This window comes from Klenkia soli (assembly GCF_900103975.1).
Lineage (GTDB): Bacteria > Actinomycetota > Actinomycetes > Mycobacteriales > Geodermatophilaceae > Klenkia > Klenkia soli.
This window is the reverse complement of sequence record NZ_FNIR01000008.1, coordinates 167554-193478: the sequence shown is the minus strand read 5'-3', so window position 1 is coordinate 193478 and position 25925 is coordinate 167554. Positions and strand designations below refer to the sequence as shown.

General features: G+C 75.1%; 21 protein-coding genes, 1 pseudogene and 1 riboswitch. Of the genes and pseudogenes, 12 read left to right on the top strand and 10 right to left on the bottom strand.

Annotated elements, in window-relative coordinates; translation table 11 throughout:
- Positions 1–9: 9 nt before the first annotated feature.
- From BLS67_RS14055 to pabB, 4 genes are read left to right on the top strand one after another with little or no spacing between them, the layout of a single operon-like run.
- Positions 10–546, top strand: coding sequence for a histidine phosphatase family protein (locus tag BLS67_RS14055; protein ID WP_091246260.1), 537 nt, complete (start codon positions 10–12; stop codon positions 544–546).
- Positions 543–1064 (top strand): bifunctional adenosylcobinamide kinase/adenosylcobinamide-phosphate guanylyltransferase, encoded by a 522-nt coding sequence (cobU, locus tag BLS67_RS14050; protein ID WP_091246258.1) that lies wholly within the window; start codon positions 543–545, stop codon positions 1062–1064. The genes BLS67_RS14055 and cobU overlap by 4 nt, the downstream gene beginning before the upstream one ends.
- The gene (locus tag BLS67_RS14045; protein WP_091246255.1) at positions 1061–1807 is read left to right on the top strand and encodes an adenosylcobinamide-GDP ribazoletransferase; all 747 of its coding nucleotides are present in this window, start codon (positions 1061–1063) and stop codon (positions 1805–1807) included. Before cobU ends, BLS67_RS14045 begins: the two co-directional genes overlap by 4 nt.
- Positions 1804–3537, top strand: coding sequence for an aminodeoxychorismate synthase component I (pabB, locus tag BLS67_RS14040; protein WP_091246251.1), 1734 nt, complete (start codon positions 1804–1806; stop codon positions 3535–3537). Before BLS67_RS14045 ends, pabB begins: the two co-directional genes overlap by 4 nt.
- A gap of 51 nt (positions 3538–3588) precedes the next feature.
- On the opposite strand, the gene BLS67_RS14035 is transcribed toward pabB, so the two are convergent.
- Positions 3589–4629 (bottom strand): NAD(P)-dependent alcohol dehydrogenase, encoded by a 1041-nt coding sequence (locus BLS67_RS14035; RefSeq protein WP_091246249.1) that lies wholly within the window; start codon positions 4627–4629, stop codon positions 3589–3591.
- 92 nt (positions 4630–4721) lie between these two features.
- Between BLS67_RS14035 and BLS67_RS14030 the strand changes: the two genes are divergently transcribed.
- Both BLS67_RS14030 and BLS67_RS14020 read left to right on the top strand, forming a co-directional pair.
- Positions 4722–5315: a TetR/AcrR family transcriptional regulator gene (locus BLS67_RS14030; RefSeq protein ID WP_207500581.1), complete on the top strand. Its 594-nt coding sequence runs from the start codon at positions 4722–4724 to the stop codon at positions 5313–5315.
- A gap of 666 nt (positions 5316–5981) precedes the next feature.
- Positions 5982–6341 carry a hypothetical protein gene (locus BLS67_RS14020; RefSeq protein WP_091246243.1) on the top strand — a complete coding sequence of 120 codons (360 nt, stop codon included), beginning with the start codon at positions 5982–5984 and terminating at the stop codon, positions 6339–6341.
- Between the two features lie 87 nt (positions 6342–6428).
- Here BLS67_RS14020 and BLS67_RS14015 read toward each other — a convergent pair whose 3' ends face one another.
- From BLS67_RS14015 to BLS67_RS13990, 6 genes are all read right to left on the bottom strand, one after another.
- The gene (locus BLS67_RS14015; RefSeq protein WP_242654078.1) at positions 6429–6956 is read right to left on the bottom strand and encodes an FKBP-type peptidyl-prolyl cis-trans isomerase; all 528 of its coding nucleotides are present in this window, start codon (positions 6954–6956) and stop codon (positions 6429–6431) included.
- Positions 6953–10567, bottom strand: a complete 3615-nt coding sequence (cobN, locus tag BLS67_RS14010) for a cobaltochelatase subunit CobN (RefSeq protein ID WP_091246240.1) — start codon at positions 10565–10567, stop codon at positions 6953–6955. The genes BLS67_RS14015 and cobN overlap by 4 nt, the downstream gene beginning before the upstream one ends.
- A 53-nt stretch (positions 10568–10620) precedes the next feature.
- A riboswitch (cobalamin riboswitch) is annotated at positions 10621–10682 on the bottom strand.
- A 26-nt stretch (positions 10683–10708) separates the two neighbouring features.
- Positions 10709–12445 carry a SpoIIE family protein phosphatase gene (locus BLS67_RS14005; protein WP_242654092.1) on the bottom strand — a complete coding sequence of 579 codons (1737 nt, stop codon included), beginning with the start codon at positions 12443–12445 and terminating at the stop codon, positions 10709–10711.
- 87 nt (positions 12446–12532) lie between these two features.
- Positions 12533–14188: a class I adenylate-forming enzyme family protein gene (locus BLS67_RS14000; RefSeq protein ID WP_091246234.1), complete on the bottom strand. Its 1656-nt coding sequence runs from the start codon at positions 14186–14188 to the stop codon at positions 12533–12535.
- A complete protein-coding gene (locus tag BLS67_RS13995) occupies positions 14185–15153 on the bottom strand; it encodes a cyclase family protein (RefSeq protein ID WP_242654077.1) in 969 nt (322 codons plus the stop codon). Before BLS67_RS13995 ends, BLS67_RS14000 begins: the two co-directional genes overlap by 4 nt.
- Before the next feature lie 85 nt (positions 15154–15238).
- The gene (locus tag BLS67_RS13990) at positions 15239–16108 is read right to left on the bottom strand and encodes a TetR-type transcription factor C-terminal domain-containing protein (RefSeq protein WP_091246231.1); all 870 of its coding nucleotides are present in this window, start codon (positions 16106–16108) and stop codon (positions 15239–15241) included.
- An 86-nt stretch (positions 16109–16194) separates the two neighbouring features.
- On the opposite strand from BLS67_RS13990, the gene BLS67_RS13985 reads away from it, so the two are divergent.
- Together BLS67_RS13985 and BLS67_RS13980 are read left to right on the top strand one after the other, a co-directional pair.
- On the top strand, positions 16195–17430 hold the full coding sequence (locus BLS67_RS13985) for an acyl-CoA dehydrogenase family protein (protein WP_207500580.1): 1236 nt from the start codon (positions 16195–16197) through the stop codon (positions 17428–17430).
- 74 nt (positions 17431–17504) lie between these two features.
- Positions 17505–18443, top strand: a complete 939-nt coding sequence (locus BLS67_RS13980) for an NAD(P)/FAD-dependent oxidoreductase (protein WP_091246225.1) — start codon at positions 17505–17507, stop codon at positions 18441–18443.
- Here the strand turns inward: BLS67_RS13980 and BLS67_RS13975 are convergent.
- On the bottom strand, positions 18427–19191 hold the full coding sequence (locus BLS67_RS13975; RefSeq protein WP_091246425.1) for a putative protein N(5)-glutamine methyltransferase: 765 nt from the start codon (positions 19189–19191) through the stop codon (positions 18427–18429). The two genes, BLS67_RS13980 and BLS67_RS13975, sit on opposite strands and share 17 nt — an antisense overlap.
- Positions 19188–20504, bottom strand: a complete 1317-nt coding sequence (locus BLS67_RS13970; protein WP_165617589.1) for a DUF2254 domain-containing protein — start codon at positions 20502–20504, stop codon at positions 19188–19190. The genes BLS67_RS13975 and BLS67_RS13970 overlap by 4 nt, the downstream gene beginning before the upstream one ends.
- 56 nt (positions 20505–20560) lie before the next feature.
- Between BLS67_RS13970 and BLS67_RS13965 the strand changes: the two genes are divergently transcribed.
- The 4 genes and pseudogenes from BLS67_RS13965 (at position 20561) to BLS67_RS13950 (ending at position 25112) form a co-directional block, all read left to right on the top strand.
- Positions 20561–22213 (top strand): hypothetical protein, encoded by a 1653-nt coding sequence (locus BLS67_RS13965; protein WP_131801737.1) that lies wholly within the window; start codon positions 20561–20563, stop codon positions 22211–22213.
- Positions 22214–22216: 3 nt separating this feature from the next.
- The gene (locus BLS67_RS13960) at positions 22217–22951 is read left to right on the top strand and encodes an IclR family transcriptional regulator (protein ID WP_242654076.1); all 735 of its coding nucleotides are present in this window, start codon (positions 22217–22219) and stop codon (positions 22949–22951) included.
- Between the two features lie 65 nt (positions 22952–23016).
- A pseudogene (locus tag BLS67_RS13955) lies at positions 23017–23925 on the top strand (PDR/VanB family oxidoreductase); the annotation flags it as partial.
- Positions 23922–25112 (top strand): cytochrome P450, encoded by a 1191-nt coding sequence (locus tag BLS67_RS13950; RefSeq protein ID WP_242654074.1) that lies wholly within the window; start codon positions 23922–23924, stop codon positions 25110–25112. The pseudogene BLS67_RS13955 and the gene BLS67_RS13950, both read left to right, overlap by 4 nt.
- Here the strand turns inward: BLS67_RS13950 and BLS67_RS13945 are convergent.
- A complete protein-coding gene (locus BLS67_RS13945; protein WP_091246212.1) occupies positions 25089–25916 on the bottom strand; it encodes a helix-turn-helix domain-containing protein in 828 nt (275 codons plus the stop codon). The two genes, BLS67_RS13950 and BLS67_RS13945, sit on opposite strands and share 24 nt — an antisense overlap.
- Positions 25917–25925: the final 9 nt, after the last annotated feature.

The following is a 25925-nucleotide window of genomic DNA, read 5'->3' as shown; positions in this document are numbered from 1 at the left end:
TCCCCCTCGATGACCACGCTCCTGCTCGTCCGGCACGGACAGAGCACCTGGAACGCCGCCGGCCTCATGCAGGGGCAGACGGCGCACGTGCCGTTGACCGAGCTGGGCCACGAGCAGGCCCGCGGGGCGGCCGCCCAGCTGAAGGCCGCCGGGCCCGGCGCCATGGTGGCCAGCGATCTGCACCGCGCCGTCCAGACCGCCGAGCACTGCATGGCGGCCACCGGCCGCCGGTTCACCACCACACCCGCGCTGCGCGAGCAGGGCTACGGCGTGCTGGAGGGCCGGCCCTCCCGCGAGCTGTGGGACCTCGTCGACTGGACCGACGTGCACTGGTCGGCCGACGGCGGCGAGTCGCTGGCCCAGCTGCACGCCCGGGTCGCCGACTACCTCGCAGACCTGCAGGCGCGGCCGCCCGCCGACGTCGTCGCCCTCGTCACCCACGGCGACACCATCCGGGCCGCCCAGGCGGTGGTGGCCGGCGACGGCCCCGAGGCCATGCCGCACGTGACCCCGCACAACGGCTCGATCACCCGGCTCGAGCTGTGAGCCGCACCCTGGTGCTCGGCGGCTCGCGGTCGGGCAAGTCCGCGCACGCCGAGTCCCTGCTCGAGGGCCGGGACGACGTCACCTACCTGGCCACGTCCGACCCGCGCCCGGACGACGCCGAGTGGCAGGAGCGGATCACCGCGCACCGCGCCCGCCGGCCGGCGAGCTGGACGACGAAGGAGACCACCAACCCCGGCGAGCTCGTGCTGCCCGGCACCTACCTGGTCGACTCGGTGACCACCTGGGTGACCGCGATGATGGACGCCAGCGGGGTCTGGGACGGCGGGCAGCGGGCCGCCGACCGGCTCTCGCGGCGGGTCGACGAGCTGCTCGAGGCGTGGGTGATGACCCCGGCGCACGTGGTGGCGGTCAGCGACGAGGTGGGCCTGGGCGTCGTGCCGGAGACGGCGTCGGGCCGGTTGTTCCGGGACACCCTGGGGTCGGTGAACCAGCGGTTGGCCGCCACCGCCGACGAGGTGTGGTTCGTCGTCGCCGGGCTGCCCCAGCGCCTGCGGTGAGGGCCGCCTTCGCCTGGTTGACCGTCGCGCGGGTGCCGGGCAACCCGTCGCCGCGGGGCGTGCTGCCGTGGGCGCCGCTGGTCGGCCTGGTGCTGGGCGACCTGGCGTCGCTGACCGGCTGGCTGGGCGCCCGGTACGCCTCGCCGCTGGTCGGGGCCGTGCTGGCCGTGGCGCTGCTGGCCTGGTCGACCCGGGGTCTGCACCTGGACGGCCTGGCCGACACCGCCGACGGCCTGGGTCCGCTGCGTGGCCGGGAGCGGGCGCTGGAGGTCATGCGGGCCGGGGACGTCGGGCCCTTCGGCGTCGCCACGTTGGTGCTGACGCTGCTGCTGCAGGTGGCCTGCCTGGCCCAGCTGCTCACCCTGGACGGCGGCTGGCTCGCGCTGTGGACGGCGGTCGTGGCCGCCCGGCTCGCGATGTCGCGCTGCGGCCTGCCCGGGGTGCCGGTGGCCGCCGGTTCGTCCCTGGGCGCCGCGGTGGCCGGCACGGTCTCGCGGGTGTGGCTGGCCGGGTGCGCGGCGGTCGCCGTCCTGTGCGTGCTGGGGACCGCGGTGTGGCTGGGCGACGCCGCTGCCGGGCTGCGGCTGGTGGGGGCCGCCGTCCTCGGCCTGGCCGCCGGCGAGCTGCTGCACCGCCGGGCGCGTGCCCGGCTGGGCGGGGTGAACGGCGACGTGATGGGCGCCGCCGGCGAGGTCACCACCACCGCCACCCTGCTGGCCGCTGCGGTGCTCCTGACCCGGTGACCGCCCGCTTCGACGACCTGGTGGCCGGCACCGCGCTGGCGTTCGGCGCCCCCACCCGCACCGTCGTCGCCACGGCGGTGGCCGACATCGTCCCGGTGCTGCGCGAGGTCCAGCAGGCGGTCGCCGCGGGGGCGTGGGCGTACGGGTTCCTCTCCTACGAGGCGGCGCCCGGGCTGGACCCCTCGCTCGCCGTCCGGCCGCCCGGGCGCGACGACCCGCCGCTGGTCTGGTTCGGGCTCACCACCGCGCCGACGCCGACGCCCGCCCTCGCGCCCGGCGGTTCCCCGTTGGCCTGGCGGCTGGACCGCACCGACGACGAGCACGCCCGTGCGGTCGAGCAGGTGCGCGAGCTGGTCGCCGCCGGGGAGACCTACCAGGTGAACCTGACCGACCGGCTGCGCGCGCCCTGCCCCGACCCGGCCGCGCTGCACGCCGCCCTCGTGCGCGCCCAGCGGTGCGCGTACGGCGCCCTGCTGGACACCGGCACGCACACGATCGCCTCGGCCAGCCCGGAGCTGTTCCTCGAGTGGGCCGGCCGCCGGGTGCGCACGCGGCCGATGAAGGGCACGGCGCCCCGCGGCCGGACGACGGCCGAGGACCGCGCCGCCACCGCGGCCCTGCTGGCCAGCCCGAAGGAGCGGGCCGAGAACGTGATGATCGTGGACCTGCTGCGCAACGACCTGGGCCGGGTGGCGGAGACCGGCAGCGTCGAGGTGGCCGAGCTGTTCGCCCTCGAGCGGTACCCGACCGTGTGGCAGCTGGTCAGCGAGGTGCGGGCCACGCTGCGCCCCGACGTCGGGCTGGTCGAGCTGCTGGCGGCCACCTTCCCCTGCGGGTCGGTGACCGGCGCCCCCAAGGCCGCGGCCATGCAGGCGATCGCCGCACTCGAGGAGTCGCCGCGCGGGGTCTACTGCGGGGCCGTGGGCTGGTTGGCCCCACCCGGTGCGCCGGTCGAGGGCCGGTTCTCCGTCGCCATCCGGACGGCGGTCGTCGCGCACGGCGAGGCCGTCTACGGCGCCGGCGGGGGCATCACCTGGAGCTCGGACGCCGCCGCCGAGCGCCGCGAGCTGCGCGCCAAGGCGGCGGTGCTCACCGCCCCGACCGCGGAGTTCGAGCTGCTGGAGACCCTGGGGCACACCGCCGCCGGCGGTTTCACCCACCTGCCCGAGCACCTCGCCCGGCTGACCGACTCGGCGGCGTACTGCGGCTTCGCCTGCGACCACGTCGAGGTGGTCGTCGCGCTGGAGGAGGCCGTCGCCGGCCGGACGGCGAGCCGGGTGCGGGTGACCCTCGACCGCGCGGGCCGCGTGCAGGTGGTGGTGACCGACCCGCCGGCCCCCACCGGCCCGGTGCGGTTGGCGGTGGACACCGTGCCGGTGGACTCGGCCGACCCGTGGCTGCAGCACAAGACCACCCGCCGCGACGTCTACACCGCAGCCGCGGCCCGGCACCCCGGGGCCGACGACGTGGTGCTGGTGAACGAGCGCGGCGAGGTCACCGAGACCACGATCGCCACCCTCTGCGTACAGCTCGGGGGCCGGTGGTGGACCCCGCCGACGACCTCGGGCTGCCTACCGGGCACCGCCCGCGCGCGGCTGCTCGCCGAGGGGGCGCTGCAGGAGCGGGTGCTGACCGTGGCCGACCTGCACGCCGCGCAGGAGCTGGCGGTGGCCAGCTCCCTGCGCGGCCACCGCCCCGCCGTCCTGCTCGCACCGTCGGGGTCCGGCTGAGCCGATGGGACGCACGGCTGCTGCGCAGGACGTCGCCCACCCGCGGACGGGTCAGGCCAGCGCGGAGGTGTCGAGCACGAAGCGGTAGCGGACGTCGCCGTCGGCCAGCCGGTCCAGGGCCTGCTGCACGCGGGCGGCGGGCAGGACCTCCACGTCGGCGACCACGCCGTGGTCCGCGCAGAACTGCAGCATCTCCCGGGTGGCCGGCAGCCCGGCGCTGCCCGAGGAGGTCAGCTTCTTGCGCCCGACCAGCAGGTCCATGATCTGCACGGTCACCGGACCCAGGTCGCCCAGCGAGCACAGCGCCCCGTCGACGGCCACCGTGCGCAGCAGCGGGCCCAGGTCGTGCGGGACCGCGACGGTGTCCACGACCAGGTCGAAGGTGTCGGCCACCGCGGCCATCGCCCGCTCGTCGGTGCTCGTCACCAGCGCGGTCGCCCCCAGCGCGCGGGCGTCGTCGGCCTTGCCCGCCGTCCGGCTGAGCACCGTGACCTCGGCACCCAGGGCGACCGCGAGCTTGACCGCCAGGTGCCCGAGCCCGCCCAGCCCGACGACCGCGACACGGCTGCCCGGACCCACCCCGGCCGCACGCAGCGGCTCCCACACCGTGGCACCGGCGCACAGCAGCGGTGCGGCCGCCGCCGGGTCCAGCCCGGCCGGCAGCGGGTGCACGAACGACGCGCGGACGACGACCTCGCCGGCCCACATCCCCAGCGTCGGGGTGCCGTCCACCCGGTCGGTGCCGCCGTAGGTGAGCGTCGGGAACTGCGCACACCAGTTCTGCTGCCCGGCCCGGCACATCGCGCACTCACCGCACGAGTCCACGATGTTGCCCACGGCGACGACGTCCCCGACGGCGAACTCCGCGACCTCCGCGCCGACCGCGAGGACGGTGCCGGTGGCCTCGTGCCCGGGCACCAGCAGCGGGTCACCGACCTGCCGGGCGCGGAGGGCGTGCAGGTCGGTGTGGCAGACGCCGCACCAGTCGACCCGCACGGCGACGTCGTCCGGGCGGAGCTCGCGGCGGGTGATCGACCGGGGCGCGACGGTGGTGGCGTCGCCGTCCAGGGCGAGGGCGGTGGTGGTGCGCATCGGTTCCTCCTCGTCGACAGACAGACCGTTCGGTCTGCCCCGGATCCGACCGTACACGAGAACAGACCAACCGGTCTGTCTATCCTGGGACGGTGACCGGAGACCTGGAGCTGACCGCCCGCGGCGAGGCCACCCGGCAGCGCATCGTGGCCGCGGCGACCGCCGAGTTCGCCGCGCACGGCATCGCCGGCGCCCGGGTCGAGCGGATCGTCGCCGAGGCCCGCACCAACAAGGCCCAGCTCTACGGCTACTTCGGCGGCAAGGACCAGCTCTTCGACGCCATCTTCGCCGCGTCGCTGCACCGGATCACCGACGTCGTCCCCATCGACGGCGACGACCTGGCCGACTGGGCCGTGCGGCTCTACGACGAGTACCTGGTCCGCCCCGACCTCATCCGGCTGGCCACCTGGTACCGGCTCGAACGGCGCCCCGCCGGCCACCTGACCGAGCACACCGAGCAGCTCGAGCCCGTCAAGCTCGACGCCGTGGCCGCGGCCCAGGCGGCCGGCCGGGTGGTCGCCGGCGACCCGCACGACGTCATGGCCCTGGTCATCGCGATGTCGATGGCCTGGTCACCGGTCAGCAACGTGTACGCCGCGACCGCCGACGAGGACGAGTCGGTGCACGACCGGCGCCGGGACCTGCTGCGCCGCACCGTCACCGCCGCGGTCACGCCGGGCGATTGACCGGAGCCGCCGGGGCGTGAACTGTGTCCGCCCACCCCGACCGGCACGATGACGCCATGATCTGGAGGAGGCGAGCCGAACAACCCCTCGGCGACATGTCGATGGCCGATCTCGTCCGCGCCTACCGCCGGATCGACCGCGGACCCGAGAGCGCGCCCGGGCGCGCCGACCGGCTGGACGCGATGGCGGTGGAGGTGCTGCGCCGGACGCCCGGTGACGCGGCCTTCTGGTTCGACCGGGCCATGTACGCGAAGTGGCGCCGTGACTGGACGGCGTCCCGCGAGCTCGGCGTGCGCGGTCTCGAGCGGATCCCCGCCGACCAGCACGAAGGCGAGCCGATGGCGTGGAACCTCGGCATCGCCGCGACGGCGTTGCGCGACTGGCCGACGGCCCGCAAGGCCTGGCGGGCCTTCGGCATCGAGCTCGACGGCTCCGACGACGACCCGGTCGATGCCGACCTCGGTCCCTGCCCGGTGCGGCTCAACCCGGAGCCACGGTTCATCGGTGAGCCGGAGCTGACCCTCGACGGGCAGGTGTGGGACGGAGGTCGTCTGGGGCATCCGGGTCGATCCGGCGCGCATCCAGATCCGCAACGTCCCCCTGCCGACATCCGGACACCGGTTCGGCGACGTCGTCCTCCACGACGGCGATCCCCACGGCACACGGGTGCTCGACGGCCACGATGTGCCGGTCTTCGACGAGATCCAGTTGTGGGAGAGGTCCTCGGTGCCCACCTGCAGCGTGGTCCTCACCGTCTCGCACGACGACGACCTGGACGAGCTGCTGTCGGATCTCGACCGAGCCGGACTGACCGGCGAGAACTGGACCACCAGCGTGCGCATGCTGTGCGCAGCGTGCTCGTCGGGGAGCCCAGGTGCGCACGACCACCCGTTCGGCAGCTCTGACGGCGGGGACCGGACGCTGGGCATCTCCGGGCACGCCGAAGCCGTCGAGGCGGTCCTGGCGGGGTGGCGCGACCGACGCGAGGGCCGTGGACACGGCCGGGTAGCGGTCGAACTGGCCTGAGCGAGCCGGGTGTCAGCGAATTCCTGCGGGTGTCCGGTCATCGTGATGGCCGGACACCCGCAGGGATCCGCGGACACCCCGCCGGCCTCAGCTGACGGAGACCAGGTCCACGACGAAGACCAGGGTGGCGCCGCCCGGGATGGGGCCCTGGCCGTTCGCGCCGTAGCCGAGGTCGCTGGGGATGGTGATGTACCGGCGTCCGCCGACGGCCATCCCCTGCACACCCTGGTCGAAGCCCTCGATCACCTGGCCGGCACCGGCGGTGAAAGGCAGGGTCTCGTCAGCGCCCCGGTTCCACGACGCGTCGAACACCTCGCCGCTCTCGTAGAACGCGCCCACGTACTTGACCTCGACCGCCGAGCCCGCCTCCGCGACGGCGCCGTCGCCGACGACCACGTCGGCCACCACCAGCCCGCACGGCGGCAACGCGTCGGTGGCCGGCACCTCGGGCTCGGTGGCGAGGTCGGTGGACACCGAGGACGGCGGCTGCGCGGTGGGGTCGGCGCTCTGGCAGGTCGCGGTCGGCTGCGCCGCGGCGTCCCCGCCCTCACCGGAACCGCAGGCGCTCAGCAGCAGCGCGACGGGCAGGACGAGCAGGGTGGAGCGGCGGATCACGGGGTCCTCTCGGCGGGGGTGCGGGGGCCGGCCTCGAGGTCGCCCTCGGTCTCCAGGTAGGCCTGCTTCAGCTCGGCGAGCAGCTGGGGGTCTGGCTCGGCCCACAGCTTGCGGTCGGCGGCCTCGAGCAGCCGCTCGGCGATGCCGTGCAGCGCCCACGGGTTGGACTCCTCCAGGAACGCGCGGTTCTCGGGGTCCAGCACGTAGCTCTGGGTCAGCTTCTCGTACATCCAGTCGGCGACCACGCCGGTGGTGGCGTCGTAGCCGAACAGGTAGTCGACGGTCGCGGCCATCTCGAAGGCGCCCTTGTAGCCGTGCCTGCGCATCGCGGCGATCCACTTCGGGTTGACCACCCGGGCGCGGAACACCCGGGAGGTCTCCTCGACCAGCGAGCGGGTGCGCACGTGCTCGGGCCGGGTGGAGTCGCCGATGTAGGCCTTCGGCGACGAACCCGTCAGCGTGCGGACCGTGGCGACCATGCCGCCGTGGTACTGGAAGTAGTCGTCGGAGTCGGCGATGTCGTGCTCGCGGGTGTCGATGTTCTTGGCCGCGACCGCGATCCGCCGGTAGGAGGACTCCATGTCCGGGCGGGCCGCGACGCCGTCCAGGTCCCGGCCGTAGGCGTAGCCGCCCCACACCGCGTAGACCTCGGCCAGGTCGGCGTCGGTGCGCCAGTCGCGGCTGTCGATCAGCGACAGCAGCCCGGCCCCGTAGGCGCCGGGCTTCGAGCCGAACACCCGGGTGGTGGCCCGGCGGCGGTCCCCGTGCTCGGCGACGTCGGCCTCGACGTGGGCCCGCACGTAGTTGTCCGACGGGTCCTCGTCCAGGCCCGCGGCCAGGGTCACCGCGTCGTCCAGCATGGTCACGACGTGCGGGAACGCGTCCCGGAAGAACCCGGAGATGCGCACGACGACGTCGATCCGCGGGCGCTCCAGCTCGGCCAGCGGGACGGGCTCGAGCTTCGTCACCCGGCGGGAGGCCTCGTCCCAGACCGGCCGGACGCCGAGCAGGGCGAGCACCTGGGCGACGTCGTCCCCGCTGGTGCGCATGGCCGACGTGCCCCAGACCGACAGCCCGACGGACGGCGGGTACTCCCCCGTCTCCGTCCGGTACCGCTCCAGGAGGGACTCGGCCAGGCCCTGCCCGGTCTCCCAGGCCAGCCGCGAGGGCACCGCGCGGGGGTCGACGGAGTAGAAGTTGCGCCCGGTCGGCAGCACGTTGACCAGCCCGCGCAGCGGCGAGCCCGACGGCCCGGCCGGCACGTAGCCGCCGTCGAGGGCGTGCAGCGCCATGTCGATCTCGTCGGTGGTCCGGGCCAGCCGCGGCACCACCTCGTCGACGGCGAAGTGCAGCACCCGCTCGACGTCGGGGTGCGGCTCGCCGAGCACGTCCAGGACCAGTGGGGCGACGGCGGAGGACACCCAGCCGGCCTCCTCCATGCCGGTGACCAGGGCCAGCGCACGGGCCTCGACGTCGTCGGTCTCGTGCAGGCCGGCGGAGCCGTCCTCGACCAGGCCCAGCGCCTCGCGCAGACCGGGCATGGCGACCGAGCCGCCCCAGATCTGCCGGGCGCGCAGGATCGCCAGCACCAGGCCGACCCGGGCGTCCCCCTCGGGCGGGGAGCCGAACACGTGCAGGCCGTCGCGGATCTGGCTGTCCTTGATCGCGCAGAGCCAGCCGTCGACGTTGAGGATCATCTCGTCGAACTCGGCGTCGTGCGGGCGGTCGTCCAGGCCGAGGTCGTGGTCGAGCTTGGCGGCCTGGATCAGCGTCCAGATCTGCTGCCGGACGGCGGGCAGCTTCGGCGGGTCCATCGCGGCGATGTTGGCGTGCTCGTCGAGCAGCTGCTCCAGTCGCGCGATGTCGCCGTAGGTGTCGGCGCGGGCCATCGGCGGCACCATGTGGTCGACCAGGACGGCGTGCGCGCGGCGCTTGGCCTGCGAGCCCTCGCCGGGGTCGTTGACCAGGAACGGGTAGACCATCGGCAGGTCGCCCAGCGCGGCGTCGGGCGCGCAGGACGCCGACAGACCGACGGTCTTGCCGGGCATCCACTCCAGGTTGCCGTGCTTGCCCACGTGCACCACCGCGTGCGCGCCGAACTCCGAGCGCAGCCAGTGGTAGGCGGCCAGGTAGTGGTGCGAGGGCGGCAGGTCGGGGTCGTGGTAGATCGCGATCGGGTTCTCGCCGAACCCGCGCGGGGGCTGCACCATCACCACGGTGTTGCCGGCCCGCAGTGCCGCGAACACGATGCAGTCGTCGGTCGGGTCGACGAACAGCTCGCCGGGCGGCGGGCCCCAGTGCTCGACCATCCGGTCGGTCAGCTCGGCCGGCAGGGTGTCGAAGAACGCGCGGTAGTCGGCGGCCGGGATGCGCACCGGGTTGCCGCTCAGCTGCTCCTGGGTGAGCCAGTCGGGGTCCTGGCCGCCGGCCTCGATCAGGGCGTGCACCAGGGCGTCGCCGTCCAGGTCGGCCACGCCGGGCAGCGAACCGGGCCCGTCGAAGGCGCCGATGTCGTAGCCCTGCCCGGCCATCGCGGCCAGCAGCCGGACGACCGACGCCGGGGTGTCCAGGCCGACCGCGTTGCCGATGCGGGAGTGCTTGGTCGGGTAGGCCGACAGCATGACCACGATCTTGCGGTCGGCGGGGGCGGTGTGCCGCAGCCGGGCGTGCGCCACGGCGATGCCGGCGACCCGGGCACAGCGCTCGAGGTCGGCGACGTAGGAGGTCAGGCCCTCGTCGTCGACCTCCTTGAACGAGAACGGCACGGTGATGATCCGACCGTCGAACTCGGGGATGGCGACCTGGTTGCCGACGTCCAGCGGGGAGAGCCCGTCGTCGTTGGCCGCCCAGGTCTCCCGCGGGGTGCCGAGCACCAGGCCCTGCAGGACGGGGATGTCCAGCTCCGCCAGCTCCCCGACGTCCCAGGCGCCGTCGTCCCCACCGGCCTGCGCGGTGGCCGGGCGGGAACCGCCGGCCGCCAGCACCGTCACGACCATCGCGTCGACGGTGCGCAGCACGTCGATCATCTCCGGGGCCACCGACCGCAGCGACGCGCAGTAGACCGGCACGGGCACGCCGCCGGCGGCCTCGATCGCCTCGCTCAGCGCGTGCACGAACGCGGTGTTGCCGGCCAGGTGGTGCGCCCGGTAGTACAGGACGGCGACCCGCGGCCCGGTGGCCTGCGTGGGTCGTTCCAGGAGACCCCAGTCGGGGGCGACGGCGGGGCGGTCGAAGCCCTCGCCGTCCAGCAGCACGGTGTCGGCCAGGAAGCGGTGCAGCTGGACGATGTTGTCCGGCCCGCCCTGCGCCAGGTAGGCGTGCGACTCGGTGGCCACGCCCATCGGCACCGTCGAGAGCTCCATGAGCTCGGCGTCGGGCAGCTGCTCACCGCCCAGCACGACGACCGGGACGCCGAGGCCCAGCAGCGGCGCCACCATGTCCTCGTACTTGCGGCGGGACCCCAGGATCCGGACGACCACGAGGTCGGTGCCCCGCGCGAACTCGACCAGGTCGCCGACCCGGTAGGGGTTGCCCAGCCGCCAGTCGGAGTCGCTGGAGCGCGCCGCCAGGAGGTCGGTGTCGGAGGTGGACAGCAGCGTGAAGGTGCGCATTCCATGCCTTCCCCCGGGTCCGCGCCCGGAGTTCGTCGGACACGGCAGCCGGAGTGTCTGGCTCACCCCGAGGGGCTCACAGTGGCGGGACCGCACCGGGATCGCACCGGTTTCCTGCGCACTGCCGTGGTGGACGCGACGCTACCCGGCGGAGGTGACGATCCCGTCGGGGACGACGGCCGGACCGGCCTCGGCGGGGCGGGGGCGGTCCTCGGGGTGGGCGCGGAGGGCGATGAGCGCGACGTCGTCCTCGGGGCGGGCGGGGAGGTCGGCCAGCACCCGGTCGCAGAGGTCCTCCAGCGGCGTGCCGGCCTGCACGAGCCGCCGCACGGTGGCCACCAGGCGGGCGGTGCCGGTGTCGAGGTCCTCGCCGCGGCGCTCGACGAGGCCGTCGGTGTGCAGCAGCAGGGTGCTGCCGGGCTCCATGACCACGGTGCGGTCGTGCCGGTGCACGGTGGGGTCGACGCCCAGCAGCAGGTCGTGGCCCTCGATCAGCTGCACCCGGCCCTGGTCGTCGGCCAGCAGCGGGGGCGGGTGACCGGCGTTGGACCACCGCAACGTGCGCCGGCCGACCGTGCGGTCGCCCTCGCCCTGCTCGACCCGGGCGACGAGCACCGTGGCCAGGGTGCCGACGTCCAGGCCGGCGATCGCCCGGTCCAGCGTCGTGAGCACCTCCGCGGGTGTGCCGCCGGTGGCCCAGGTGATGCCGCGCAGCAGGTTGCGCAGCGCACCCATGGTGGCCGCGGCCTCGCGGTCGTGCCCCGTGACGTCGCCGATGACCAGGTGGATGGCGCCGTCAGGGCCGAGGAACGCGTCGTACCAGTCGCCGCCGATCTGCGCGTCGGCCGCGGCCGGGAGGTACCGGGTGACCACGTGCAGGTGGTCGGGCTCGGGCGGCGCGGTCAGCAGCGAGCGCTGCAGGGTCTCGGACATCCGGGCCACCGCCCGCAGCGCCTCGCCGGCGGCCTCGGTGGAGGCGATCCGGTCCAGCGTCTGGGCGGTGAGCGAGGCCAGCGCACCGACGAACTCCCGGTCGGCCGGCCGCCAGTGCCGGTCGACCCGGTGACCCAGGGCCAGCGAGCCGATCAGCCGGGTGGACGAGCGCAGCGGCACCGAGCAGCCCGACCGCACCCCCGACCGGCGCCACACCTCGGCCCCGCCCGGGAACTCGCGGGCCGCCGTCTCCAGGTCCGGCACGAAGTGCGACCGGCCGCGGACCGCGGAGTCCACCATCGGCAGAGGGAAGTCCCGCGGCAGCCGCCGGACCCGGTCGAGCGTCGCGTCGTCCAGCGGCGCGTCGGCGTAGGTGGTCACCGGTGAGCGGTCGTCGTCGACCAGGCAGAGGATGACCCCGCTGGTGCCCAGGGTGTCCGCGGCGTGCCGGCTGACGACGGCCAACGCACCCTCGATGCTCTGCACGCGGCCCAGCGCCCCGGCCACCGCGATGAGCCCGCCCATGCGCTGGGCGTCGGCGAACTGCTGGTGGGCCGCCTCGCGGGCGTCGGTGACGTCGGCGTTCGTGCCGATCATGCGCACGGGTCGCCCGGCGCCGTCCCGCAGGACCCGGCCCAGGGCCGACACCCACCGCACCGTGCCGTCGGCCCAGCGCACCCGGAACTCGACGTCGAGCCGGCCGGCCTCGGCGATGACGGTCTGGAGGGCCTCCTGGACCACCGGCCGGTCGTCGGGGTGGATGCCGCGGTCGATGTCGTCGATGCGGCCGGTCAGGGTCTGGTCGGTCAACCCGAAGATCGCGATGCTGCGGTCGTCCCAGACCAGCGCGTCGGTCACCAGGTCCCAGTCCCACAGGCCCAGTCCGGCTGCCTCGGTGGCCACGGCCAGCCGCGCCGAGGCGACCTCGCGCTCACCCGGGGTCATGACCACGCCGAGATCATGCCGCATGCATGGCCCACCACCCGTCGTCCGCGCGGTGGCCCACTGCCCCTGGGCCACCGCGCCGACCGGTCAGTTCCGGGCGCGCAGCTCGCGCCGGAGGATCTTGCCGGTGGTGGTCTTGGGCAGCTCGTCGACCACCTCCACGAAGCGCGGGTACTTGTAGGCGGCCATGCGTTCCTTCGCCCAGGCGATGACCTCGTCGGGGTCGATGGTGGCGCCTGGCCTCGGCGAGACGTAGGCCTTGACCGTCTCGCCGCGCACCTCGTCGGGGATGCCCACGACCGCGGCCTCGCGGACCGCCGGGTGGCCGTAGAGGACGTCCTCGACCTCGCGCGGCCAGACCTTGTAGCCGGCCGCGTTGATCATGTCCTTCTTGCGGTCGACCAGGAAGAACCAGCCCTGGGCGTCCATGAACCCGACGTCGCCGGTGCGCAGCTCGCCGCCGGGGATGGACTCCGCGGTGGCCTCGGGCCGCTCCCAGTAGCCGGGCACCACCTGCGGCCCGGAGGTGGCGAACTCGCCCACCTCGCCGACCGGGACCTCCTCGCCGTCCTCGCCGAGCACCCGGACGACGGTGTCGTAGACCGGCACCCCGACGCTCAGCGCACCCGAGTTCTCGTCCACCGGCGCCTTGACCCCGAACGGGACCCCGTGCGAGGGGCTGTTGGTCTCGGTGAGCCCGTAGATGTTGTGCACGTACACGCCGAGCTTCTCCTCCAGCTGGTCGGTCACCGCCGGCGCGATCGGCGCCCCGCCGGAGTACACCGCCCGCAGCGAGGTGAAGTCGTCGCGGGTGGCCCCCTCGGCGTTGCCCAGCGCGATGAACACCGCGATCGCGCCCACCGTGAACGTCGGCCGGTGCTCCCGGATCGCCTCGAGGACGACGTCGGGGTGGAACCGGTGCGCGACGACCAGCGGGCAGCCCACCAGCATCGCGATCGCCACGTGCCCGATCAGCCCGGTGATGTGGAACAGCGGGGCCACCCCGAGGACGACGTCGTCCGGGCCCAGCGACATCCACTCCCGGTAGGTGCACGCGTTGAACACCATCGTCGAGTGGGTGTTCATCGCGCCCTTGGGCCGCCCCGTCGTCCCCGACGTGTAGGTCAGGACGCCGATGTCGTCGCCGGACAGCTGCACCGGCGGTGGCTGCTGACCGGCGAACCGCTCGACCAGCCCGTCGAGGTCCTGCGTGCCCTCGGGGGTGGTCTTCGTCGTCCCCTCGAACAGCCGGGCGTCGCCCCGGGTCTGGCGGTCCAGCCCGGAGCAGGTCACCACCGTGGTCACCGAGGTCTCGGGCAGCACACCGGCGGCCACCGACGAGTACAGCTCGTCCAGGCACAGCAGGGCGGTGGCCCCGGAGTCGGTGAGCAGGTAGGTGAGCTCGGCGGCCTTGTTCATCGGGTTGATCGCCACCGCCGACCCGCCGGCCTTCCACGCGCCGAGCAGCCCGATCACGAACGCCGGGTCGTTCTGCACGTACAGACCCATGCGGTCGCCGTGGGCGAACCCGCCCTCGAGCAGACCCAGGGCCAGCGCGTCGGAGGCGGCGTCGAGGTCGGCGTAGCTGAGCGTGCCGTCGAAGTACCGGATGGCGACGGCGTCGGGCGTGGCGGCCAGGGTGGCCTCGAACACCGCCAGCAGCGTGTCGTGCTCGGGGGTGATCGAGGCCGGCTGGTCCTCGCCGTAGAGGGCCAGCCAGGGCTTCTCGGCGTAGCCGCTCACTTGATGGCCAGCGGGTTCACCGGCGACCCCGAGCCCAGGTGCACCTTGAGCGGGGCCGCGGCGTACAGGAACGTGTACTGGCCGTCCTCGGCCGAGCTCGCCGCCAAGGACTCCAGGTCGGCGATCTCGGTCAGGGTGACCCCGAGGTTGCGCATGAGGGCGCAGTGCAGCGGCAGCGCGGTTCCGTTGTTGGGGTCGAACGTGACCTCGTTGGCGATGGTGTCGGTGACCAGGTTGGGGATCTCCATGTCCTGGAACCAGCGCACCAGGCCGTCGCTGTAGACCAGGCCCGGCTCGCAGAAGCCCTCGTAGAACGCGTCCCCCTGCTCGTGGAACAGCTGCAGGAAGTTCGTGCGGATGACCAGCACGTCGCGCTTCTCGATGGTCACGCCCTGGGCCTTCGCGCACGCCTGGAGGTCCTCGTGGGTGAAGGTCTCGGCCTTGTCCAGGGTGGCCTTGCCGCGGAAGCGGGCCATGTCCAGCAGGATGCCGCGGCCGACGACGCCCTTCTGCGCGATCGGCTCGACGCTGGCCTTGTGCAGGCCGCCGACCGAGGTGCGGGCGTCGTAGCCGTTCCAGATCTGCCCGCCGTACCAGACGTGGCCCAGCGCGTCGTACTGCGTCGAGCCCTGCAGGAAGGCGTTGATCTTGTCGTCGGCGTAGTGCAGGCCACCGGGGAAGGCCGGGCCGTCGGCGCCGTCCCAGCTGGACTCGTCGAGGATCTGGGTGCGCTCGGCCGGGGTGCGACCGGGCCACACCGGGTCGCCCTTCGGGTCGCCGATCAGCCGCTGCAGGGTGTGCACCTCGCCCTTCTTGACGTGCTGGATGCCGCGCAGCACCTCGTCCGCGGTGAGGTAGTTCAGCGCGCCGACCTCGTCGTCCGGGCCCCACTTGCCCCAGTTGGTGGGGGCGTCGGCGAGCAGGTCGGTCATCTCGGGCACGGGGGGCTTCTCGGTGCTGGTCACGGGGTCTCCTCGTCGAGACGGCGGACCGAACGGTTGTCCGGTCGCGGCTGGTGTGCGCGATGATGCAGGTCACATGCGAGAGGGGTCAAGGCCGCTGCAACGGTGCTGCACCGAGCAGCGCGAGGGCGAACCCGACGTACTGCCCGGCCAGCTCCTCGGGCAGCAGGGGGCCGCCGGGCCGGTACCACTGCGGGATGGCCGTGCAGAGCGTCACGACGGCGCGGGCCGCCGTCCCCGGGTCGGCCGCCCGGAGCTCTCCCGCCGTGACCGCGGCGGCGACCTCCTCGTCCACGGCCCGCTGCTGGGCCCGCCGGACGGCGGCGACCCGCAGGTAGTCCTCCGGACGCAGGCTGCGCATCTCGCTGGCCCCGAGGAACGCCGGCCCCCGGCGGTGGCCGTGGAACAGCGCGAGGCACTCGACCAGCACCGCGACCCGGCCCAGCGGGCCGTCGCCCTCCGCCCGGGCGGCCCGCATGCGCGCGTCGAGGTCGACCATCGTGCGGTCCAGCAGCGCGACCAGCATGTCGTACTTGCTCTCGTAGTAGTGGTAGAGCCCCGAGACCGAGAGGCCGGCGTGCGCGGCGATGGTCCGGATGGTCGAGCCGTGGTAGCCGACCTCGACGAAGGTGGCCAGCGCGGCGGTCAGCGCAGGGTCCAGCCGCAGCGGGCCGTAGTGCCGCCAGTCGCCGTCCTCCTCCCCCGGCGGGACGACCGGTGGACCGACGAGGACGCCGGGTCCGGGGCCCGACCGGCCGTCCGGGTCGAACACCCGCCCCACCGGGACGCCGAGCAGGTCGGCGATCGCCGCCACCCGGACCGCGCTCACCCCGGTGTGGCCGTTCTCCACTGCGCTGAGCGTCGCCGGGCTCACCCCGAGCCCGGCCGCGAGGGCGCGCAGGCTCACCCCGCGCGCCGTGCGCAGCCGCCGGATCGACGCACCGATGCCGGGTTCCACCGCCGCCTCCTCCCCCGGGACCGTCGGACCCCGCTGCTAGCGTGCCGCGACCGTGCACCGGAGCACGTGTTCAGGAAGGCTGAATGATGACGCACCCGCTCGCCACCCCGTCCAGCACCGCGCTCGACCTGCACGCCCGGATGGTCGACTTCCTCCGAGACGAGGTCCTGCCGGCCGAGGCCGAGTACGAGGCGCACCGCCGCGCGGCCGGCCCCGACGGGCACGACGCGCCCCCGGTGGTGGAGCGGCTGAAGAAGGCCGCGCAGGCCCAGGGGCTGTGGAACCTGTTCCTGCCCAGCGAATCGGGGCTGACCCAGCTGGAGTACGCCCCGATCGCGGAGCTCTCGGGCTGGAGCCTGGAGCTGGCGCCCGAGGCCATCAACTGCGCCGCCCCCGACACCGGCAACATGGAGCTGCTGCACCTGCTGGGCAGCCCCGAGCAGCAGCAGCGGTGGCTGGAGCCGCTGCTGGCCGGCGAGATCCGGTCGGCGTTCGCGATGACCGAGCCCGCGGTGGCCAGCAGCGACGCCACCAACATCGAGACCCGCATCGAGCGCGACGGCGACGAGTACGTGATCACCGGCCGCAAGTGGTGGACCTCGGGCGTGCTCGACCCCCGCTGCGCGCTGCTGGTCGTGATGGGCAAGACCGACCCGGCGGCGCAGAAGCACCGCCAGCAGTCGATGGTCCTGGTCCCCCGCGACACCCCGGGCGTGGTGGTCGAGCGCGACCTGCCGGTCTTCGGCCAGCACGACCAGCACGGGCACGGCGTCGTCCGCTTCGACGGCGTGCGGGTGCCGGTGTCGAACGTGGTCGGCGAGGAGGGCGGCGGGTTCGCCGCCGCGCAGGCCCGACTGGGGCCCGGCCGCATCCACCACTGCATGCGCGCCCTGGGCGCGGCCGAGCGCGCGCTGGCGATGATGGTCGCCCGGGTGCAGGAGCGGGTGGCGTTCGGCCGGCCGCTGGCCGAGCAGGGCGTCGTGCAGCAGCAGATCGCGGAGTCCCGCATCGACATCGACCAGGCGCGGCTGGTCTGCCACCAGGCCTGCCAGGTCATCGACACCCAGGGCAACAAGGCCGCCAAGGACCTCATCGCGATCGCCAAGGTCACCGTCCCCCGGGCCGCCGGGCGGGTCATCGACCGGGCCATCCAGGTGCACGGCGGCGCCGGGGTCACCGACGTCACCCCGCTGGCCGCGATGGCCGGCTGGCACCGGGCGATGCGGCTGTTCGACGGCCCCGACGAGGTGCACCTGCGCTCGCTGGCGAAGTCCGAGCTCGGCCGCACCCCGGTCGTCCCGGTCGGGCGGGTCACCGTCTGAGGCGCCCACGCCACGGTTTGCCGGAACGGCATGGTTCGTTGCCTCGCCGGCCAGGACGGCCGCATCGTCGTGGCATGGATGCAGACGTGGTGGTCATCGGTGGTGGTCCGGCCGGGCTCAGCGGGGCCAAGGCCCTGGCGCGGTCGTTGCGCTCGGTCGTGGTGGTGGACGACGACCAGCCGCGCAACGCCGCGGCGGACGGTGCGCACAACGTGCTGGGCAACGAGGGGATCCCGCCGCGGGAGCTGCTGGCCACCGGGCGGCGGGAGCTGGAGTCCTACGGCGGGCGGGTCCTGCCCGGCCGGGTGACCGACGCCCGGGCGGTGGACGGCGGGTTCGAGGTGTCGCTGGCCGACGGCGGCACCCTCACCGCGCGGCGGCTGCTGATCGCCTCCGGCGCCGTCGACGAGCTGCCCGACGTCCCCGGCCTGGCCGAGCGGTGGGGCCGGGACGTGCTGCACTGCCCGTACTGCCACGGCTACGAGGTGCGCGGCCAGGCCGTCGGCGTGCTGGCGACCAGCCCGATGTCGGTGCACTCGGCGATGATGTTCTCCCAGCTCAGCCCGGACGTCGTGCTGTTCGCGCACACCTACGCACCGAGCGCGGAGGAGACCGCGTCGCTGACGGCGCGCGGTGTGCGAGTGGTCGAGGGTCGGGTCGGCGGTGTCGAGGTGACCGACGACCGGCTGACCGGCGTCCGGCTGGTCTCGGGCGAGGTGGTGCCCCGGGTGGCGCTGGTCGTCACCTCCTTCGCCCGGGCCCGCACCGAGCACCTCACCGGCCTCGGGTTGCCGGTGGAGGAGCTGCGGATGGGTGACCTGGTCCTCGCCACGAAGATCACCGCGGAGCCGACCGGCCGCACCCCGGTGCCCGGTGTCTGGGTGGCGGGCAACTCGACGGAGCCGATGGCCCAGGTGGTCGCGTCGATGGGCGCCGGGCTGATGGCCGGCGCCCAGCTGAACATGGACCTGATCACCGAGGACACCGCCCGCCTGGTCAGCGCCCGGGCGTGACCCGGGTGCCGACCACGACCGCGGCGCCGCGGTCGTCGTCGGTGACCACCCGGCCGGTCAGGCCCCCGGCGACGACCGCGGCCAGGGTGCCCGGGGTCTGGCGGCGGCTCGTCTCCAGCAGCAGCGATCCACCGGGGGCCAGCCAGTCCCGGGCGCCGGCGGCGACCCGGCGGTGCAGGTCCAGGCCGTCGGCACCGCCGTCGAGCGCGGTCGCCGGCTCGTGGTCCCGGGCCTCGGGCGGCATGTCGGCGATCGCGTCGGTGGGCACGTAGGGGGCGTTGACGCAGAGCAGGTCGACCCGGCCGCGGAGCTGCCCGGGCAGGGCGTCGAAGAGGTCCCCGGCCGTCGCGGCGACCCCGTTGCGGCGGGCGCAGGCCACCGCGGCGGGGTCGACGTCCGCGGCCACCAGCTCGACGTCCCCCAGCTCGACGTCCCCCAGCCCGGCGGCCACCGCCAGGCCGACGGCGCCCGAGCCGCAGCACAGGTCCACGACGACCCGGCCGCCCAGCCGCACGGCCTCCTCGACCAGCAGCGCCGTGCGCTGGCGGGGCACGAAGACGCCGGGGTCCAGCAGCACCCGCAACCCGCAGAACCCCACCCAGCCCAGCACCTGCTCGAGCGGTTCGCCGGCCACCCGGCGGTCAACCAGGGCACCGAGGTCGCGGCCGTCGGCCACCAGCAGCGCGGCCTCGTCCTCGGCGAACACGCACCCCGCCGCCCGCAGCCGGGCGACCACCTCGGCCGTCACCGCGGGGCCCACCGCCCGGCGAGCGCGTCCTCCAGCTCACCCCGCCACACCTCGACCTGGCCCGGCGGCAGGTCGGCGGTGCGTCCGGCGACGACGGCCAACCGGTCCGACCAGTGCCGCAGGTCGTCGTCGGCCAGCCCGTGCGGAGCGCGCCAGGCCACCTCGCGCAGCAGGGCGGCCAGCCGGCGCAGCACCGCGGGAGAACCCTCGGAGTACTGCACCGGCTCCTCGAGGGCCAGGTGCAGCAGGTCGGCGAAGCTCCACTGCGGGACGACCAGCCGCACCTCGCCGCCGGGTCCGGTGTGCACGCCCGGGCCCAGCGGGCGGTGGGCCAGGTCGCCGAGCAGCGCCGACACGTGGCCCAGCCCGTGCACCGCCGTCGTCGGGTCGTTGACCCCGGTGCTCAACGCCCGCGAGACGACGTCGACCACGGTGCGCAGGCCCTGGCCGACGTCCCGGTCGGCGTGCCGCTCGAAGTCCAGCTCCACCCCGGCGTCCAGCGCCTCCCGCAGCGGGCCGGGGTCGCCGGTCAGCCAGGCGTGCGCGACCGGGGCGCCGGCCACGACGGCGTCCCCGATCCGGGCGTGCAGCAGGACGACGGCGTCGCACCGGGCCGCGGCGGCGGCGATCCGGCCCTCGTCGACGTGCACCAGGAACCCGCTGGACCGGGCCGGCAGCGGGGTGGCCGGGCCGTCGGGCAGGGTCGGCGCGGGCTGCGTCGCCCCGGCGCCCAGCTCCTCGTCGTAGGTCAGCATCGCCTCGTCGTGGACGTCGCGCAGCATCGTCTCCACGCGCAGCGACCGGGCCAGGTGGCCCAGGAACAGCAGCAACCCGACGACGGCGCCCAGGGTGAGCAGGTAGGCCAGCGTGATCGACAGCCGGGGCACGAACGCCGTGGTGCCGGCGGCGTCGTCCTGGGTGCGGACGGTGCGCAGCACGGTCAGCGCGTAGACGAAGGTGAGCACCAGCTGGGCCAGCGTCAGCTGCACCACCCGGTCGCGGGTGAAGGTCTGCAGCAGCCGCGGCGAGTACTGGCTGCTGCCCAGCTGCAGCGCGACGACGGTGAGGGAGAACGTCAGGCCGGTCACCGACACCAGCGACCCCGCGATGGCGGCCAGCACGTCGCGGGCGGCCGAGGGCCCGCCGCCGAAGGCGAAGGTGAACGGGGTGTCCCCGCCCAGCGCCTCGTCCAGCGCGGGGACGGCGATGCCCAGCCCGATGGCCAGCGCGACGCCGAGCACCGGGATGGGCCACAGCGACCCGCGGAGCCGGCGTCCGAGTCGGTGCGGCCAGGGTCCGCGTCTGCTGCTCACGTCGCGAATGGTCGACCAGGGGCGCGCGGCCCGCCCGGTCGGGGTTCACTGTGCGCGTGGACGACTGGCGGGAGCTGCTGCCCACGGCCTACCTGCTCGCCGGCAGCGACACCGGTGCCCGCGACCTGCTGGCCCGCGGCCTCGCCCGCGGCGGCGGCCTCGAGGGGCTGGTCCGGGCCCACCTCCGCCGACGGCTGGCCCGGGACACCTCGATCGCCGGGACGTCGGGCGACCCGTGGTGGCTCTCGACCGACGACGTCGCCACCGCCGGCCGCACCGCCGCGGCGCTGGACGGGCTCCCCCGCGCCGACCGCACGGCCGCCGTCCTGCGCTGGCACGAGGGGCTGCACGCCGACCGGGTGGCCGCCCTGGTGCCCGGGGTCGACCTGGCCGCCCTGCCCGACCGGCTCGGCATCCCCGCGGCCGAGCTGCCCCGCCGGCTGGAGGGCCTCGCGGCGCTGGCCGACCTGCGCGACCTCACCGACGACGACGTCGCCGCGGGCGTCCGCGCGGTGCGCACCCGCCGCCGATCACGGGTGCTGCTGGCGGTGGGCGCGGTCGCCGTCCTCGGGGCGGGGGCGGTCTGGCTGCCCGACGCCCTGCCGGCCCCGGCACCGGCCGCGGCCGACAACAGGTCGGTCGCCCCCGACGCGCCGGTGTCGGGTCCGGCCCGCGGGTCGCTGGCCGACGACCCGGAGTTCGTCGCCGGGCTGCGCGACGCCCTCGACCCCGGCCTGGACGACGCCCGGCTGCTCTACGCGGGGGACGCCGCCGGGCTGCGCTGGGCCCTGCTGGTGCTGCCCGACGGCGACGGCGTGACCACCTCGTGGTTCGTCGGCCCCGAGGGGGCCGACCCCGCCGACCTGCTCCGGACCGGCGACGCGTTCGCCGCCGACCCGCCCGCCGCCTGGTCCTTGCTGGCGACGATCGACGGACGGACGGCGGTGCTCCTGGTCGCCGAGCCCGGCGACCAGGTCGAGCTCTCCGACGGCTTCGTGGTGGCCGCGGACGGGACGGCGGGCCGCGACTTCGCCCCCCTCGACCTCGACGACGGCGTCGCCGCGCTGCCGTTGGCCGGGGCCCGGACCGGGTCGGCCGTCGTGTTCCGGCTGTCCCGCGACGGCGGACCGGCCGGCACCGGGTCACCGTCCTCGATCAGCAACAGCGACCTGACCGTCGTCGACCCGCCGCCGGCCCGGTCGGGCAGCGCACCGGTCGACGCCACCGCGTTCGAGTTCGCGCTGGCCGAGATCACCCGCCCCACCGGCGTCGACCTCGCCGACCTGGACGTCACGGTGCTCGGGTCTGGCACCTTCCCCGCCCCCGGGGGCACCACCGCCCACGCCGTGACGGTCGCCGCCGTCCTGCCCGGTGGAGCGGTGGCCACCTCGACCGCGACCTCCTACGACGACGGCTCGGGCGCGCCGTGCGGGACGCAGACCCTGCCCGCGGGCACCGACCCGGCGACGGCCACGGTGGTCACCCGGTGCGCCTCCTACGCCGGTGACTCCTCCACGTTCGGCGCCACCGTGGTGGTGGCCGCACCGCTCGGGGTCGCGGTGACGCTGAACAGCGCGGCGGGCGGCGACCCGGTGGTGCCCGACCTGGTCGACGGCTGGGGCTACGTGCTGGGCGACGGCCTGACCCAGTACGCCGCCGACGGCGTGCCCGGCGAGGTCAGCCGCGCCGGCACCGGCCCCTTCGACTGAGCCGTGGGCGAGTCGGTGGTGGGCCGCGCGGTGCGGGTGGTCGACGCGTTCCGGCCCGGCGAGACGACGCTCGGGGTCTCGGAGATCGCCCGGCGGGCCGGGCTGCACGTGGCGACGGCGTCGCGGCTGGTCGCCGAGCTGGTGGAGCTGGGCCTGCTGCGCCGGGACACCGACCGCAGGGTCGGCCTGGGCCTGCGGCTGTGGGAGCTCGGGTCGCGCGCCTCCCCCGCGCTGTCGTTGCGCGAGGCCGCGATGCCGCTGATGGAGGACCTGCACGCCGTCGTCGGGCAGCACACCCAGCTCGGCGTGCTCGACGGCGCCGAGGTGCTGTTCCTCGAACGGCTCTCGGCCCCGGGCGCGGTGGTGAACTACACCCGGATCGCCGGCCGGCTGCCGCTGCACGCGTCGTCCTCGGGTCTGGTGCTGCTCGCGCACGCCGGCGCCGACCTGCAGGAGCGCACCATCGACGGGCCGCTGCGCACGTTCACCCCGCAGACCATCGGCACACCCGCCGCGCTGCGCACCGCGCTCGACCACGTGCGGCGCGAGGGCGTGGCCTTCTGCCCCGGCTTCATCCACCCCGACGCCTGCGGCATCGCGGTGCCGGTGCGCGGCCGGTCGGGCGCGGTGGTGGCCGCGCTGGCGGTCATCGTGCCCAACGACGCCGAGGCCCGGGCGCAGATCCCGGCCCTGCGGACGGCGGCGCGCGGCATCGGCCGCAGGCTCGTCTCTCACTGAGCGAGAAGAGCATGTCGGCCGTCACGTGCTCCCGACCATGCTCTGCGGCCATGGCGGATGCACTGCGGGTGGCGGCGAAGGAACGGGGCGCCGACGGCGTCGTCGTCCTCGTGCTCGTCGACCCGGACGGCGGGCGGCTGCCCGACTGGACCCCCGGCTCGCACGTGGACCTCGTGCTGCCCGACGGCTCGACCCGGCAGTACTCGCTGTGCGGCGACCGCTGGGACGCCCACGCCTACCGGGTGGGCGTGCTGCGCGAGCCGGCGGGTCGGGGCGGGTCGGCGTGGGTGCACGACGAGCTGGCGGTCGGTGACCTGGTGGGCGTCGGCGGGCCGCGGAACCAGTTCCGGCTGGTCCCCGCACCCCGCTACCTGTTCCTGGCCGGCGGCATCGGGATCACCCCGCTGCTGCCGATGGTCGAGGCCGCGCACCGGCTCGGCGCGGACTGGCGCTTGGTCTACGGCGGACGTGCCCGTTCATCGATGGCCTTCCTCGACGAGCTGGCCCGGTACGGCGACCGGGTGACGGTCTGGCCGCAGGACGAGCGCGGCCTGCTGCCGCTGGGCGACCTGCTCACCGGCACCGACGCGCGGGTGTACGCGTGCGGCCCGGCCGCCCTGCTCGACGCGGTCGAGGCGACCTGCCCACCGGGTCTGCTGCGCACCGAGCGGTTCGCGGCCAAGGCCCAGGGCGCCCCGGTGCGGGACCTCCCGTTCACCGTCGTGCTGGACCGCACCGGCGCCGAGGTCGTGGTGACCCCGCAGGTCAGCGTGCTGGAGGCGGTGCGCGCGGCCGGGGTCGAGGTGCTGTCCTCCTGCCGCGAGGGCACCTGCGGCACCTGCGAGACCACGGTGCTGGCCGGCGACCCCGACCACCGCGACTCGGTGCTCGACGAGGCCGAGCGGGCCGCCGGGGACTGCATGTTCGTCTGCGTCTCGCGCTCGCGCGGCGACCGGCTGGTGCTGGACCTGTGACCGCCGTCCTCGACCTCGACCCGTTCGCGCCGGACGTGCTGCGCGACCCGCTCCCGGCGCAGGCCGCCCTCCGGGACGCCGGCCCGCTGGTGCGGCTGCCCCGGTACGACACCTGGGCCGTGGCCCGCTACGCCGAGGTGCGGGCGACCCTGTCGAACTGGCAGGACTTCGAGTCCTCCGCCGGCGTGGGGCTGACCAACTTCCGCACCGAGACGCCCTGGCGGCCGCCGTCGCTGCTGCTGGAGGCCGACCCACCCGGGCACGACGCCCCGCGCACCGTGCTGGCGAAGATCCTGGGCCCCCGGGCGCTGCGGACGCTGCGCGCGGACTGGGTCGCCGATGCCGATGCCCTGGTCGACGACCTGCTCGGCGCCCGCGCCGAGGTGGAGGTCGACGCCGTCCCGGCCCTGGCCGCGGCCTTCCCGCTGCGGGTGTTCCCCGACGCCGTGGGTCTGCGCCCCGACGGCCGCGAGCACCTGCTGCCCTACGGCGACCACGCGTTCAACGCCTTCGGTCCGGTGGACAACGCGCTGGTGCTGGCCGGCAACGCCACGATGCCCGAGCACGCCGGGTGGGTCGGCGAGCAGTGCCGGCGGGAGAACCTGGCCCCCGTCGGCTTCGGCGCCGACATCTGGGCCGCCGCCGACCGCGGCGACCTCACCCCCGAGCAGGCGCCCCTGGTGGTGCGCTCGCTGCTCACCGCCGGGGTGGACACCACCGTGCACGGCATCGGCGCGCTGCTGCACGCCCTCGCCGTCACCCCCGGCGCCTGGGCCGCGCTGCGCGCGGACCCCTCGCTGGTGCGGGTCGCCTTCGACGAGGCCGTGCGCTGGGAGTCGCCGGTGCAGGCCTTCTTCCGGACGACGGTGCGCGACGTCGTCGTCGGCGACGCGGTGCTGCCGGCCGGGGAGAAGGTGCTGGTGTTCTTCGCCGCCGCCAACCGCGACCCGCGGCGGTGGGCCGACCCCGACACCTTCGACCTGGCGCGCGACCCCTCGGGCCACGTCGGGTTCGGCATGGGCATCCACCAGTGCGTCGGCCAGCACGTGGCCCGGTTGGAGGCCGAGTCGCTGCTCACCGCGCTGCTGGCCCGGGTGTCGCGGCTGGAGCTCACCGGTGCGCCGGTGCGGCACCTGAACAACACGCTGCGCTCGTGGGAGTCGCTACCCCTGCGCCTGACGGTGTGAGGCGGCGAAGCGGGCCGGCGGGGTGCCGGTGACCGCCGTCCAGTCGCGGGTGAAGTGGGCCTGGTCGGCGTAGCCGAGCACCGCGGCCGTCTCGGCCATCGAGCCCTCGCCGTGCCGGAGCCGCTCGGCGGCCTCGTGCAGCCGACGTCGCTGGATGAGCCACTTCGGGGTCAGCCCGAGGCGGCGCTGCACCAACCGCTGCAGGGCCCGCTCGCCCAGCCCGGTCGCCTCGCACAGCTGGGCCACCCGGAGCAGGTCGGGCCGGCTCTCGACCAGCGCGACCACGCGGTCCACCAGCTCGCCCTCGGCGTCCACGGGCAGCAGCGGGCGCAGCGCGTCGCCGTACGCGGCCATCGCCGCCCGGTGCGCCGCGGGGTCGTGCGGGTCGGCGGCCATCGCGGCGCGCACGCGGTCGGTCGGGTCGGCGGGCCCGAGCACCTCGGCGATGTCGACATGTCGATCGGTGGAGGTCGACATGTCGACACCGGCCACCAGCGCACCGGCCGCCGGGGTCAGCATCACCCCGACCGCCCAGCCGTCGCCGACGAGCGTGGTGGTCGACAGGCCGGTGACCACGCCGTAGAACCGGGCGTAGTCGTGCGCCACGACCAGCAGCGCGACCGGGTACTGCAGCACGTGCTGGGCGGACTCCTGCCCCGGCGGCACCGACCAGACCGGGATCCAGAACCGCTGCACCAACGGCGCGAGGTCCGCGTCGGGGGCGTAGCGGTACATCGTGTGCGAGCGGTCGCCGGGCGCCCGCAGGTGCGCCCGCTCGACCGCGTCGGTGCTGTCGGGTTCCATCAAGACCAG